The 13,554-nt window shown below is 63.7% G+C and carries 10 protein-coding genes; 2 read left to right on the top strand and 8 right to left on the bottom strand.

Annotation, left to right across the window (positions count from 1 at the left end):
• A partial coding sequence (locus AC1D1Z_RS27760; RefSeq protein WP_477852208.1) for an RHE_PE00001 family protein occupies positions 1-791 on the top strand: 791 nt, incomplete at its 5' end.
• A gap of 119 nt (positions 792-910) precedes the next feature.
• On the opposite strand, the gene AC1D1Z_RS27755 is transcribed toward AC1D1Z_RS27760, so the two are convergent.
• The 3 genes from AC1D1Z_RS27755 to AC1D1Z_RS27745 are packed head-to-tail and all read right to left on the bottom strand — an operon-like array spanning position 911 to position 2,935.
• Positions 911-1,621 carry a Bax inhibitor-1/YccA family protein gene (locus AC1D1Z_RS27755; protein ID WP_018246224.1) on the bottom strand — a complete coding sequence of 237 codons (711 nt, stop codon included), beginning with the start codon at positions 1,619-1,621 and terminating at the stop codon, positions 911-913.
• A 20-nt stretch (positions 1,622-1,641) separates the two neighbouring features.
• Positions 1,642-2,409, bottom strand: a complete 768-nt coding sequence (locus AC1D1Z_RS27750) for an anti-sigma factor family protein (RefSeq protein ID WP_018246225.1) — start codon at positions 2,407-2,409, stop codon at positions 1,642-1,644.
• Entirely contained in the window at positions 2,396-2,935 is a 540-nt protein-coding gene (locus tag AC1D1Z_RS27745; protein ID WP_018246226.1) for a sigma-70 family RNA polymerase sigma factor, read from the bottom strand. Before AC1D1Z_RS27745 ends, AC1D1Z_RS27750 begins: the two co-directional genes overlap by 14 nt.
• Positions 2,936-3,122: 187 nt before the next feature.
• Between AC1D1Z_RS27745 and AC1D1Z_RS27740 the strand changes: the two genes are divergently transcribed.
• Positions 3,123-3,428: a hypothetical protein gene (locus AC1D1Z_RS27740; protein WP_018246227.1), complete on the top strand. Its 306-nt coding sequence runs from the start codon at positions 3,123-3,125 to the stop codon at positions 3,426-3,428.
• A 20-nt stretch (positions 3,429-3,448) separates the two neighbouring features.
• On the opposite strand, the gene cueR is transcribed toward AC1D1Z_RS27740, so the two are convergent.
• The 5 genes from cueR to AC1D1Z_RS27715 all read right to left on the bottom strand — a co-directional run.
• Positions 3,449-3,838 (bottom strand): Cu(I)-responsive transcriptional regulator, encoded by a 390-nt coding sequence (cueR, locus tag AC1D1Z_RS27735; protein ID WP_130719186.1) that lies wholly within the window; start codon positions 3,836-3,838, stop codon positions 3,449-3,451.
• A gap of 9 nt (positions 3,839-3,847) precedes the next feature.
• Positions 3,848-6,367 (bottom strand): heavy metal translocating P-type ATPase, encoded by a 2,520-nt coding sequence (locus tag AC1D1Z_RS27730; RefSeq protein WP_477852206.1) that lies wholly within the window; start codon positions 6,365-6,367, stop codon positions 3,848-3,850.
• 107 nt (positions 6,368-6,474) lie between these two features.
• Positions 6,475-9,084 (bottom strand): malto-oligosyltrehalose synthase, encoded by a 2,610-nt coding sequence (gene treY, locus AC1D1Z_RS27725; RefSeq protein ID WP_477852205.1) that lies wholly within the window; start codon positions 9,082-9,084, stop codon positions 6,475-6,477.
• A 59-nt stretch (positions 9,085-9,143) separates the two neighbouring features.
• The gene (pbpC, locus tag AC1D1Z_RS27720) at positions 9,144-11,222 is read right to left on the bottom strand and encodes a penicillin-binding protein 1C (protein WP_477852203.1); all 2,079 of its coding nucleotides are present in this window, start codon (positions 11,220-11,222) and stop codon (positions 9,144-9,146) included.
• The coding region (locus AC1D1Z_RS27715) for an alpha-2-macroglobulin family protein (protein WP_477852201.1) at positions 11,219-13,554 on the bottom strand (2,336 nt) is incomplete at its 5' end. The genes AC1D1Z_RS27715 and pbpC, both read right to left, overlap by 4 nt.

Here is a 13,554-nt window from a genome sequence, read left to right as displayed (position 1 = left end):
GCGGGGAAGGGGAGGGGAAAGCGCAGGAAGCGAAGAGCCTGGCAGTTCCGGTAGAGTCCGACGGAGAGGGTGAGGATGAGGACGGGCCGCTCGCTGCCGAGATGGCGGAGATCGATGCGCTTCTTGCCCGTTCGCAGAAGCTGCTCGAGATCCATGCCGGGAAAACGCCGGCAAGCGAGACGGCCGCCGTTACCCCGGCAAGGCGCAACGAAGATCCTCTCGGTTTGCTCGGTGACGACGAGTGGGACGAGGAACAGCGGCTTGCGGAATGGCGAAGCGTCCAGCCATTGGCCGATAGCTTGCCACCGGTTCTCGGCGCCATCATCCTCTTCGAAGCCTGGGAAAGGATCGAGCCGTTGCGGCGTCAGCACTGGCTCGGTGGCCTTCTGGTCGCAAGCCATCTACGCGCCCGCGGCAAGGTCGCCTCGCATCTGTTTTCTTTTTACGGTGGGCTGAAGTTGGTGCGCCATGAGCGTCGTCGGGCGCGCGATCGGGCCACGCGGCTGCAAGCATTTCTGGAGGCGATGCATCTGGGTGCTGTGGCCGGCCTCAAGGAAATCGATCGCTTGTCGCTGGCACGCACGCAGATGGAGCTGCGCTTTCGCGGCCGCCGTTCGAACAGCAGCCTGCCGGAGCTTGCCGATTTCATCCTGTCGCGGCCAATGGTCTCGGCGGCGATGATCGCCCGTCATCTGCGCATCACGCCGCGCGGTGCGCTGAACCTCGTCAATGAGATCGGCATTCGTGAAATTACCGGCCGGGGCCGCTATCGCGCCTGGGGTATCATCTGAAACGAAAACGGCCGGGCGTTGGCCCGGCCGTCTCCTTTAGGTGAGCACCCAGTCCGCCATCCTGTCACAGACTGCAGACCAGGCGCTCTTGCGCTTCCTTTGCCCCCAGAAGCGCAGTCCTATTCCCGCTCGCCCGTGAAGTTGAGCAGAAGCTGGAAGATGTTGACGAAGTTCAGGTAGAGCGAGAGCGCACCGAAGACGGCAAGCTTCTGGTTCGATTCCTGATCAAAGTTTTCCGAATACTGTTCCTTGATGTTCTGCGTGTCGTAAGCGGTGAGACCGACGAAGACGACGATGCCGATCACCGAGATCGCAAACTGCAGCGCGCTTGAACCCAGGAAGATGTTGACGACCGAGGCGATGATGACGCCGAAGAGGCCCATCATCAGGAACGAGCCCATGCGCGAGAGATCGCGCTTCGTCGCATAGCCGTAGAGGCTGGTGGCGCCGAACATCGTGGCGGTGATGAAGAAGGTCCGCGCGATGCTCATCCCGGTGAAGACCAGGAAGACGGAAGCAAGCGACAGGCCCATCACGGCGCAGAAGGCCCAGAAGGTGATCTGAGCGGTGCTGGCCGACATCGTCTGGATCTTGAACGAGAAGAAGAAGACGAAGGCGAGCGGGGCAAGCATCACCACCCACTTCAGCGGCGAGCCGAAGATCGGGACGTAGAGTGCCGGCGTCGAGCCGACGACAAAGGCGACGAGGCCTGTTATGACGAGGCCGAGAGCCATATAGTTGTAGACGCGCAGCATATGCTGGCGCAGGCCTTCGTCGAAGAGGGCCTGGGAGCCGGCGACAGCTCCGTAGCGGGGATTGATCGGGTTCATGCTGATCTCCTCGGTTYGAATTAATAGAGCGAGCGGGCGAGCCGTTCGGCCGCCTGATCGAGATTGAGACCGCTATCGTCGGCGATCAGCGCATAAGCGACCTCGCCGATCTGCCAATAGGCGGCTTCTGCTTTTTCCAGCGTGAGATGACTGACCGGCTTGACCTCGAAGGCGCCCGGACGGACGGCAAAAAGCGACAGTCGCTTTCCATCTGCTTGTTCGATCGCCATCTCGACGCTGGGGCCGAATTCGGACGGGAAGATCTGCACGTCGGCGACCTTCCAATCCCTAGGCAGTTCGGGCATCACGATCGCGGTGGCGGCGCGAATATCGTCAGCGCTATAGCTGGCCGGCGTCTGCGGAGGCATCGATTGGCGCAGAGCGGCGGTCTGATAGGCGCGGACGGCATCCTCGACATAGGCGGGTGCCGGAACCGATGCCACCACCTCAGTCGCCGAGAAGGCGCCGAAGGAATTGTGCGCCACCCAGCCGGCGGCGATCAGAATGCCGACGGCGGCAACGCGCTGCATGGAATGGAAGATGCGGCCATAGGAAAGGCCACGTTCCAGCCGCCGGGCGGCATCGCGGGTCTCGGGGCGGCCAAAGGCACTTTCGCCGGCCAGCGCCAGACGCAGTTCGCCCCTCACGCTGAGGTCGGCCATGACCTTGGCGGCAATCGCCGGATTCTCGGAAAGATAGGATTCCACCTGGATGCGACGAGCGACATCGAGCTCGCCATCGACATAGGCGTTAAGATCGGCATCGAGGATCGGATCAATTGCTTTCATTGCCGTTCCCTCCGATGATTCTCAGATGCGAAACCCGCGGCGTCTTCTCCTCGAATTCGCGCAGTTGAGCGCGCGCGCGGGAGATGCGCGACATCAGCGTCCCCACGGGAATGCCGAGCGCCTGGGCGGCTTCCTGGTAGGAAAGGTCTTCGATCGCGACGAGGTGCAGCGCCTCGCGCTGTTCCTCCGGGAGGTCGAAGAAGGCGTCACGCACCTGCTGCAGGCGCACGGCGTGTTCCTGGCCGGCCGGAAGCGACTGCTCGGCTTCGACAGCCGCCTCATCGTGGCGGCGCGTCAGCGATCGGTTCCGGCGAAGACGATCGATATGGGCATTGTGCAGGATGGAGAGCAGCCAGGTGCGCAGGTTGCCGCCGCTGCGGAAGCTCTTTCGCTTCTCGAAGGCGCGCACCAGCGCATCATGCACCAGATCCTCCGCCTCGTCCGAATTGCGCACCAGCGAGCGAGCGTAGCGCCTCAGCGCTGCAAGCTGTCCGATGACGTCGAAGGGGCGTTCTTTGCGTTCCATGATTGAGTATACGCAAGTGCGGCGGGTTTTATTCCCGGCGCGGTAAAAAAATCATGCGGGCCGAAGATCGTCGCCGGATCATCATGAAAATAGTCTTCTCAAGCGGACCAGCGCCTCAAATCCCCAATTGTTTATGACAATTACATGACAGATCATGACGCCGCTGATTTGCGGGGGAAAATAAAGAATGAAGGAAAAGAAGCGGGTCTACGAAGCTCTCGTGGACGGCGCCATGGAAGGGCTGACGGATGAGGCGCTCTATGATTTCGTCAAGGCGCGTTGTCCGAAGGCCACCAGCAAGAAGATCGTCCGAGCCTCGCTTCTCGCCCTGATGGATCCTCATCTCAGAGACCGCAATATTCTCGACGTGATCTACGCGCTGGCGATCAAGCATAGGCTGGATGACGGGGTGCTGGACGACGGCGAAGACGAGGAGCCTGACGAGCGGGCACCCTCGCCGGCAGCCAACCAGAACATGCCACAGCTTTCCTGATGCAGGTCGCCTGGAAATGGTCAGCCGCCGTCCGAAAGCTCTTCGAGGATCGGACAGTCCGGCCTGTCGTTGCCGTGGCAGGCATGCACCAGGTGCTCCAGCGTCCGGCGCAGCTCCGTCAGCTCGCGGATCTTGCGGTCGATCTCGGTAAGCTTTGTCTGAGCGATATCCTTGACGTCGGCACTCGCCCGGTCCTTGTCCTCATAGAGCGCCAGCAATTGCCGGCATTCCTCGACGGAAAAGCCGAGGCCGCGCGAGCGCTGCAGGAAGCGCAGCTTGTGGACGTCGGTTGCGGCATAGTCGCGATAGCCGTTTCCGCCCCTTTCGGGGCGGAGGAGGCCGATATCCTCGTAGTAGCGGATGGTCTTCGAAGGCAGGCCGGACTGTTCTGATGCTTCGCCAATATTCATCGCCGTCTCCTATAATTTTGCAAAGCGCAGTCTCAGCGCATTAGCAATGACCGAAACGGACGAGAGGCTCATCGCGGCCGCGGCGATCATCGGCGAAAGCAGCAGCCCGAAGATCGGATAGAGCACGCCGGCCGCGATCGGCACGCCAAGTGCATTATAGCCGAAGGCGAAGCCGAGATTCTGGCGGATGTTTTGCATCGTCGCCTCCGCCAGCCGCCGTGCCCTGACGATGCCGTTCAGGTCGCCCTTCACCAATGTGATGCCGGCGCTTTCCATCGCGACGTCGGCGCCGGTCCCCATGGCGATGCCAACATCGGCGGCGGCGAGCGCCGGGGCGTCGTTGACGCCGTCGCCGGCCATGGCGATGATGGCGYCCTTGCTACGCAATTCGTCGATCAGCGCCTTCTTGCCTTCCGGAAGCACATCGGCGCGAACCTCGTCGATGCCGAGGCTTTTTGCCACCGCACGCGCCGTGCGCTCGTTGTCGCCGGTCGCCATGATGATCTTCAACCCGCTGTCGTGCAGTGCCTTGATGGCGGCTGTTGTCGTCGGCTTGATGCGGTCGGCAACGGCGACGAGACCGGCAAGCGCGCCGCCGAACACCACGAACATCACCGTCTTGCCGTCGCCGCGCAGGGCCTCGGTCTTCTCGGCAAGTACCGCCGGATCAATGCCGAGATCGGTCAGCATCGCGGCATTGCCGAGCGCCACCGTCGTGCCGCCGGCACGGCCCTGAACGCCCTTGCCGGTCTTTGCCTCGAAACCGGTGACCTCGACGAAGGGGACGCCGCGCTCCTCGGCGCCGGAAACGATCGCTTCGGCCAGCGGATGTTCGGAGCCGTGCTCCAGGCTTGCCGCCAGCGACAGCAGCCGGTCTTCGCCGACCCCACCGAAGGCGACGACATCGGTAAGCTTCGGCTTGCCTTCAGTCAGCGTGCCGGTCTTGTCGACGATCAGCGTGTCGACCTTGGAAAAGCGCTCCAGCGCTTCGGCATCCTTGATCAGCACGCCTTCCTGCGCGCCGCGCCCGGTGGCGATCATGATCGACATCGGCGTCGCAAGGCCGAGCGCACAAGGGCAGGCGATGATCAGAACGGCGACGGCGGCAAGCAGTGCATTCGCCATGCGCGGCTCGGGCCCGATCGCGGCCCAGACAAGGAAGGCAAGGATGGCAGCAGCGACCACCGCCGGCACGAAGACGGCCGACACCCGGTCGACAGCGCCCTGGATCGGCGCCCGCGAGCGTTGCGCCTTGGCGACCATGTCGACGATGCGCGACAGCACCATGTCTGCGCCGACCTTTTCGGCGGCCATGACGAAGGTGCCGTTCTTGTTGATCGTGCCACCGGTCAGCGGGTCGCCTTTCGACTTCTCCAGAGGCAGGGGCTCGCCTGATATCATCGATTCGTCGACGGTCGACTGGCCTTCGAGGACCGAGCCATCCACCGGCACCCGCTCGCCAGGGCGAACGCGCAGCCGGTCACCGGTCTGGATATCGTCCACAGGCACGTCGCGCTCGCTGCCGTCGGCATCGATGCGCCGCGCCGTCTTCGGCGCAAGGTCGAGCAAAGCGCGGATTGCCGAGCCGGTACGTTCGCGCGCTTTCAATTCCAGCACCTGGCCGACGAAGACGAGCGCGACGATAACGGCTGCTGCCTCGAAATAGACGGGCACGGCCGCGCCATGGCCATGGAAGCTCATCGGGAAGATGCCGGGTACAAGCGTGGCGGCGACGCTGTAGACATAGGCGGTGCCGACGCCGAGACCGATCAGCGTCCACATATTCGGGCTGCGGTTGACGACAGACGCCCATGCGCGGCGGAAGAAGGGCAGGGCCGCCCAGAGCACCACCGGCGTTGCCAGCAGCAGTTCGATGTAGGTGGCCTGCGGCTCGCCGATCGTTTCGCGAAGCGGCAGGCCGAACATCGGCCCCATGCTCAGCGCCAGCAGCGGCAGGGCAAGGACGGCGCTGACCCAGAGCCGCCTGACGAAATCGACGAGTTCCGGGTTCGGACCTTCGTCAGCAGGCGGAATGCCCATCGGCTCCAGCGCCATGCCGCATTTCGGGCAGTCGCCGGGACGGTCGCTGACGACTTCGGGATGCATCGGGCAAGTGTAGAGCGTGCCCGTCGGCGCCGGCTTTGCCGGCGGGCGCTTGYCGTTGCGATACGCTGAGGGGTCGGCTTCGAATTTCGCTTGGCAAGCGGCCGAGCAGAAATAGAACTTTTCACCGTCGACTTTCAGAAAGTGTTTCGCCGTCGAGCGATCGACGGTCATGCCGCAGACGGGGTCCTTCGCGGTCAGATAATCCGCAGGTGCCGCCGCAAACTTCGTCCGGCAGCCCTCGGAGCAGAAATGATAGGTGCGGCCCTCATGCTCGAGCGATGGCTTGCCGGCCTGCGGATCGACGGTCATGCCGCAGACAGGATCACGGATCATGACATCGGCAGCCTTCTCCTGATCATGGCCGCAATGGCAATGATCATCGCCATCGTCGTGGCTGTGGTGGTGGTCGTGCTTGATATCCATGACTATCTCCTGTGCCCCGGAGGACCGTTGGATAGGCTTATCCACCTTCCAGCGACTGGAAGGTCAAGCACTATTTTCATGGACTCGATTTTTGCGACGGCTGATCCTCAGATCGGGGTGATCAGCCCAACGGGCTGGCTCCCGAGCAGGGCGGCGACCGAAATGCTTCCCCCAGGCTCGATCGTCTTTGCGGTCAGCAGATCCGCCTTCAGACCGTGAAGCGGGGAGGGGACGGCGATCGCCGTATCCTCCCAGAATTCCGGGCCGGCAAAGAGCACGCCGGGGTCGAGCCAGCCGAACATCAGCCGCGGCGCAGCGATGATGGCGAAATCACTCTTTTGCACTCTGGCAAAAGCGAGGACATGGTCGCGCCGGTTGCCCGTCACCTTCAGGGGCAGATAGTCGCCTCTGGCAAAGAGGTCTGCGTGCCGCTGGCGCAGCTGCAGGCCGATCCCGACGATGCGCTGCTTCAACGCCGCCACCTGCAGCTTGGCGATCGGTCCGGCTTCATCAAGCCATGCCTTCAGCCGCTCATGATCGACCGGTCGGCGGTTGTCTGGATCGACGAGGCTGAAGTCGAAGCTTTCGGCACCCTGGTAGATATCGGGAATGCCGGGGGCTGTCAGCTTGAGCAGCGTCTGCGACAGGCTGTTGAGGTAACCTGCCGCGATGAAAGGCTGCAGCACCCTTTCGAAATCCTCGAGGAAGACGTCATTATCAGGCGAAACCAGCGCCGCGGCATAGGTCGTGACTGCTTCCTCGTAAGGGGCATCCTGTTCCGTCCAGTCGCTGCGCAGTTTCGCCTCGCGCACGGCCTTGACCGCGTAATCGGTGAGGCGTTCGCGGAGTTCTTCCGTCCGTCCTCTGTCGAAATCTTCCGGCCAGATGCCGGCGAGCGCCTGGTAGAGCATCCATTCGACATTTGGCTCCGGCGCTGCGCCATCCGGCAGATCCTTCAGCCACGGCCGGTTCATGTCGCGCCAACGCTCGACCGCCTGTGCAAAAACATCAGCCCCCTCGCTCAGGGCATAAAGCCTTGCACGCGCATCCTCGCCGCGTTTGGTGTCGTGGGTCGCGCTTGTCGAAAGCCCATGCGGCTGCAGCCGGGCCCGCTCTGCCATGCGGCGGTGGAATTCCTCCGGGCCGCCAGGCGCCTTGCCCGGTTCACCGCCCACTTCGTTGGCGGCAAGCAGCCTGTTGTAGCGGTAGAAGAGCGTGTCCTCCGTCGCCTTCGCCATCACCGGCCCGCTCAATTGCCGGAAGCGGATCCGGAACTCGTGGGCCGCATGACCTTCGACCTTGCCTTCGAGAAGCTTCAGCACATGGTCGAGGGCACGTCGATCATCGAGCCGCGCCATGGCTTGCGAGGCGGTCGCCGCCAGCACCGCTGAATCCTGCCAGGAAAGCGGGCCGCCGTCGCCATAGATGCGGTAGACGGGAAAGGTGATGAGCAGTTCGCTGAGGGCTGTAGCGATCTCGTCTCTCTTTACCTCGGGAAAGATGCCTGCTGCGATCGACACCAGCCTGCTGGTCTCGCCGGCGAAATTGCGTTCGACCATCAGTTCCTTGGCAATTCGTCGGCCCGCCTCGAGATCACCCGTCTCGACGGCGATGCTGCGATAGGCATCGTCCAATATGYRCAGGCCGCCCGCGTCGATGAACAGCTCGCTCAGTGCGGCGATGAATTCATATCCCGTGGTGCCGGCAACCGGCCAGCTCTCCGGCAGGACTTCGCTAGCCCCAAGGATCTTTTCGACGACGATATAGGTGTCCGGTCCCACCGCCTCCCGCAGCCTGTCGAGATAGGCCTTAGGCTCGGCGAGCCCGTCGACATGGTCGATGCGCAGGCCCTGCACCTTGCCATGGCGCACCAGCTCGATCACCAGCCGGTGCATGTCCTCGAACACCGGGGGATCTTCGACGCGGGTGCCGACCAGTCCGGTCACCTCGAAAAAGCGCCGATAGCTCAGATGTCGCGCCGCCCCCTTCCAGTGGGTCAGCCGCCAATGCTGTCCCTCATGCAGGCTTCTCATGAAATCGCGATCGGCCGAGACGTCATTGAGCTTCTGCTGGAGGGCGGCTCGATCGCCGCCTTCGAAGAGGATATCGCGCATCGCGCGGTTGAAGTTCTCGCCGGAGGTGACGGCCGCAGCCTCCGCCATTCTGGTGGCAACCGGGTCGTCGAGCCGATTTGCGATCGCTCCGTAACTCGCGGCGTTCAGCGGCAACAGCGTCTCGAAATAACCGAACGCGAAGTTACCGTGCGTTTCGTCGAGCGCGATGCGCAGCTCGCCACCGGCGAGTGCTCCCTCGAAATCCTGACCGAGCTGCGGCAGAGTCAGCGGTTCGCTCCAGTCGATGTCGAAGTGGCTGAAATAGGCGCTTTGTCGGCCAGATATCAGCACGTCGCGCCACCAGCCGTTTTCCGGCGAGGCCGCCATGTGGTTCGGCACGATGTCGAGGATCAGCCCCATGCCTGCGGACGCAAGGCTTTCCGTCAGCCGCTCGAATCCGGCCCGGCCGCCGAGCACCGGGTCGATTTCGTTGGCGTCTGTCACGTCATAGCCGTGGGTCGAACCGCTGACGGCAGTGAAGATCGGCGAGGCGTAGAGGTGGCTGATGCCGAGCATCTTGAGATAGGGGACGAGGTCGCAGGCGCGATCGAAGGTCATGCCGTTGCGGAATTGTATCCGGTAGGTCGCTGTCGGGAGTGTCATGAGGCCGCTGATGTTGGAAGGGAGATTGTTCCAAACGGTCGCAGCTGGGTTTTGTTCCCTTAATCGATGAAGACGCCGACACTTGCGGCGCGTCCGGCCGAGTCGATGACGGTCAGTTTCGAGTAGCCGCCGCCATCGGGCAGCCATTGCTGGATGCGCCGGCGGGAGAGATCGGGCAGCGGCTTGCCGTTGGCAAGCCAGCGGAAGGGGGCTCGGCCGCCCTGGAGCTTCAGCATTAGGGGTGACAGGTTGCCTTGACCAGCGCCGAGATCGACATGCGCGCCTTCGGGCGGATAGATGATCTCAGGCGCGGCCTCGCGGCCGGAGGCGAGCAGGCCGCTGGCATTGAGGGCGAAACGCCGCTGGCTGATCGGCAGCTCGGACTGGGCGATGCGCACGGTGCCTGCAGGCGGCCGGRGCAACGGCGTCGTCGCGATGCCTGACTTGGCGAACCCTTCGAACAGGATGGGCGCGGYAGTGCCATATCCGGTCAATCCCGGCACGGCGCTGTTGTCAGGTCGTCCGACCCAGACGCCGAGCACATAACGCCCATCATAGCCGACCGACCAGGCATCACGGTAGCCGTAGCTCGTGCCGGTCTTGTAAGCGATGCCGCGTTGCGGCGCGCCGGCGGGGGGAATGACGCCGGAGAGAATATCGGCGACGTTCCAGACTGCGACCGGCTCCAGCAGCGGTTCGCCGTCGAGCTTGCCCGGTGCGCCGGTGACGCCGTCGCCGAGCCTTGCCGGCTGGCCGCGATTGGCGAGTGCCGTATAGAGCTGCACCAGATCCTTCAGAGTGATGCCGACGCCGCCAAGACCGATCGCCAGTCCCGGTGTCTCATTCGGCGGCAGGACCGGGCGTACCTCGGCGCGGCGGAACCGTACCATCAGCCGCGACGGCCCGACGGCATCGAGCAGTTTGACGGCCGGCACGTTCAGCGAAAGCTGCAGCGCCTCGCGCACGGTGACGTCGCCCTGGTAGCTCATGTCGAAATTTCGCGGCCGGTAGCCGAAGAAATCGGCGGGCCGGTCTTCGATGATCGTCTCCTGGGACACTAGGCCCTGTTCAAAAGCCAGCCCATAAATGAAGGGCTTCAGCGTCGAGCCCGGCGAGCGGTTGACGCGCGTCATGTCGATCCAGCCAGAGCGGCTGGCATCGAAATAATCGGCCGAGCCGACCTCGCCGACAATCGCACCGGTTTGCGCGTCCGCCATCACCATGGCAAGCGAAAGCTTCGGCCCGAGCTTCATTGCCGCTGCCCGCGCAACCGCTTCCAGCCCCTGCTGCACCTGTTTCTTCAACGTCGTCTGATGCTTGAGGACATCAGGCTCCTTGCGCAGTGCGGCTTCGGCGACATGGGCGGCAAGTGCGGGCAATTGCATGCGCCGCGGTGGGACCGCGACACCCTCGGCACGCTCAGCTTCGCCGTCACCTACGGCCTCAATCACCGCCACGCGGTCAAGAACACGCTTGCGTGCAGCCTCGGCTGCCTTGAGATTGCGGTCCGGCCGGCGCCGTTCCGGCAATTGCGGCAGGGCGACGAGCAAAGCCGCTTCGGCGACCGTCAGGCGCCGCGGTTCCTTGCCGAAATAGGCAAGGCTTGCGGCGCGCACGCCTTCCAGATTGCCGCCATAGGGCGCGTGTGTGAGATAGAGGTCGAGAATCTCTTCCTTCGACAGCCGCCGCTCGATCTGCACGGCGCGCACCAACTGCAGCAGTTTTGCCGAAAGCGAGCGTCCTTCGCGCGGCTCGATCAGCCGCGCCACCTGCATCGAAAGCGTCGAGGCGCCGGAGACGATGCGGCCATTGCTGATCAGTTGCACGGCAGCGCGCCCGAGCGCCCAGGGATCGACGCCGCCGTGGTCGTAGAAACGCTGGTCCTCATAGGCGATCAGCATGCGCAGGAATTGCGGATCGACGTCGGAGACCGCCGTCTTCAGCCGCCAGCGGCCTTCCGACGTCGCGAAGGCACGCAACAATTGCCCGTCCGCATCCAGCACCTCGGCGGAGACGGCATTCGCCCTGTCCAGCGGCGGCGGAAAGGCCTTGTCGGCGGCATCGAGCGCAAAGAGAGCCGCACCGGCAAGAACGATGCCGGCTGCGGATCCGATCGCAAACTTGTGCCACCGCCTCATTGTTGCGCCGTCACGACCTCCATCTTGCCGGTTGCCGTGCGGGCCGAAAGCTCCGGCCGGTACATGTCCTCGACGTTTGCGGCCGGATGGTCGTAGGTGCCGGGGGTGACGGCACGCACGACATAGGCGACGTTGAATTCGCGCTCATCGCCTGCTGCGCGGTTGAAGGCGGCGACGAAGCGGTCGTAGCGGAATTCGGTATGGGCAGCGGAGATCTCGCCGATCCAATCGAAATTCGTCATCTGGGCGCTGTCGACGAGATTCGGATTGTCGATCTCGAAGCCGGCGGGCAGAAGGTCGGTGATGACGATGCGCGACGGCCAGTCGTTGGTTTCGCGCACATGGATGACGACGACGTAGCGTTCGTTCTGCTTCGCCTCGCTGACATTCGCTTCTTCGCCGTCGAGCGTGTAATAGGTCCGCTCGATGATGAAGCCGTCGCCGCCGGCCGGCAGCGGCACTGTGGGGGCGGCAACGGTGGTGACCACAGCCGAAACCGTGTCGTTTGTCTGGTTGGTCAGCGTCAGCGGATGGTCAGCCAGGGCATCGCCGGTCATGCGTGCCATGTAGGCACCGGTGTGTGCCGCCCCATTGACATCGACCTTCAGGCCGTCGTCACCGCCCTGGATGGCGCGCGCAGCAAGCAGCATCCAGGTTTCTTCCTGCGTGCTCTTATATTTGCTGCGCTCCCATTCCTTGCCGACCGCCTTGGCGAGTTCCGGGATGACAGGCGGGACCGGCCGGCTTTCGGCAGCGAGCGCCAGGATCGCCGCGCCGTCGCGCAGGATCGTTCCATAGTCGGTGCGCGACAGGTTCACGCGCGACACCATCGACTGCTCCGACATCTGCAGCGCGTCGAGGAAAATATTCTTCGACCGCTGCGCATCGCCGTAGAGCGCCAAAGCAGCGGCGATATGCGCCTTGGCGAGCGGCGTCGGGAAGTCGTTGATCATCGTATCGGCATAATAGCGCAGATCGCTGATCGCAGCCTTCTTGTTGCGGGCAAGGACGTAGATGGCATAGGCGATCTGGTCGCCCTGGCCCTTGATGTCGGTGGTGTAAGACAACGTGTTCTGCAGGTTTTCGAGCGCCTGCACGAAAGCCCTTTCCGGCACGTCGTATTTCATTTCGCGGGCTCGCGTCAGGAAATCGGTGACGTATGAATCGAGCCAGACATCGCCCGAATCCGGTCCCCAGAGGCCGAAGCTGCCGGCCGAGGCCTGATAGGAAAGCACGCGGTAGATCGCGTCCTGCACGCGCTTATGCACGTCGTCGTCGTTTTCCATACCCGCCTGCTTGGCCACTTCGGCGAGATAGAGCAGCGGCAGCGCCCGGCTGGTGGTCTGCTCGGCGCAGCCGAAGGGATAGCGGTCGAGCGTCATCAGCAGGGCGGGAATATCGAAGGCGGCCGAACGGGTGACGTTGACGCTGATCGAGGCGCCGGGCAGCACGTTGTCGGCCAGCAGGTTCTTGTCGACGGTGAGTTTTGCCCCAGGCTTCAGCGCCAGCACCCTGCGTTCGGTGATCGGCAAGGAGGCCGGGCGCACCGGCACGTCGACTGTCTGGTCGAGCGAAAGGCCGGAAGCGTCGGAGAGGTTGATCGAGACGCTGCCGGCGCCCGGCTGTTTGCCGATGAGCGAAAGCGTCAGCTCGGATTTCGCGCCGGCCTCGAGGCGGATCGTCTGCGAGGCGGACGCTTTCTCGATGCCGACCGCATCATTGCCGGTCAGTTGCAGCTTGTAGTCGCCGGCCGGCGCATCGGTGTTGGCGATGTCGAGGCGCAGATTGGCCTTGTCGCCGGGGGAGAGGAACTTCGGCAGGCTTGCGGTCACCACGACGGGATCGCGGATGATGACATCCTTGACGCCGTGGCCGACGCCTGATTTCGACCAGGCCACCGCCATGACGCGCGCCGTGCCGTTGAATTGCGGAATGTCGAAGGAGACATTGGCCTTGCCTTCGGCGTCTAGCTTCACCGGCCCGGAGAAGAAGGCGACGAGCTTCTGCGTCGGCGGGCTTGCCTGCAGCGCAATGGCGCCGCCATCACCGCCGGTCCTGAGCTTGCCGGTCGCACCCAGCGAGCCGTCGATCAGGCGGCCATAGAGGTCGCGGATTTCAAGACCGAGCTGGCGCTGGCCGAAATACCAGTCCTCCGGGTTCGGCGGTTCGTAGCGCGTCAGGTTGAGAATGCCGACATCGACGGCAGCAACCGTCACATAGGCGTCCTCGTTGGCGCCGGCGCCAGCCACCTGCAGGCCGATATTCAACGGTCCGCGCGGCAGCATCTTCTCGGGCGTGTCGAGCGTCACCTGCAGCGCGCGCTGTTCAGGAT

The sequence above is a fragment of the Rhizobium sp. P1_E1 genome (genome assembly GCF_056406015.1).
This window is presented reverse-complemented; position numbering and strand designations above follow the sequence as displayed.

Excerpts from the sequence above, each read along its gene's own strand:
- AC1D1Z_RS27755 (WP_018246224.1), bottom strand. The coding sequence starts at position 1,621 with ATGAACCCGATCAATCCCCGCTACGGAGCTGTCGCCGGCTCCCAGGCC.
- AC1D1Z_RS27750 (WP_018246225.1), bottom strand. The coding sequence starts at position 2,409 with ATGAAAGCAATTGATCCGATCCTCGATGCCGATCTTAACGCCTATGTC.
- AC1D1Z_RS27745 (WP_018246226.1), bottom strand. The coding sequence starts at position 2,935 with ATGGAACGCAAAGAACGCCCCTTCGACGTCATCGGACAGCTTGCAGCG.
- AC1D1Z_RS27740 (WP_018246227.1), top strand. The coding sequence starts at position 3,123 with ATGAAGGAAAAGAAGCGGGTCTACGAAGCTCTCGTGGACGGCGCCATG.
- cueR (WP_130719186.1), bottom strand. The coding sequence starts at position 3,838 with ATGAATATTGGCGAAGCATCAGAACAGTCCGGCCTGCCTTCGAAGACC.